At 69.3% G+C, this 241-nt stretch carries 1 protein-coding gene; it reads left to right on the top strand.

The window, feature by feature from the left end; genetic code table 11:
- Window positions 1–241 (top strand): MarC family protein (locus AC1RPV_RS08180; RefSeq protein WP_481764266.1); only part of this gene is annotated, 241 nt, incomplete at both ends.

The following is a 241-nucleotide window of genomic DNA, read 5'->3' as shown; positions in this document are numbered from 1 at the left end:
CGGGATCTGCTCGCGAGGAAGGTCGCGTTCAACGCGTCCGTCGTCCTGATGGTCGCGTTCTTCGCCGGCACGCCGGTGCTGCATTTCTTCGGGATCTCGATGGAAGCGCTGCGGATCGGCGGCGGCTTCGCGGTCGCGGTGGCCGGCTGGCAGATGCTGAACGAGCCCGACGGGCCGGGCGGCGGCGACACGCCGGTCAAGCCGATCGACGCGAACGCGATCATGACGCGCGCGTTCTTCC

It is taken from the genome of Dellaglioa sp. CoH-55-MRSF-9 (assembly GCF_056782155.1).
Note: the sequence above shows the minus strand (reverse complement) of the source record. Positions and strands in the feature narration are given on the sequence as shown.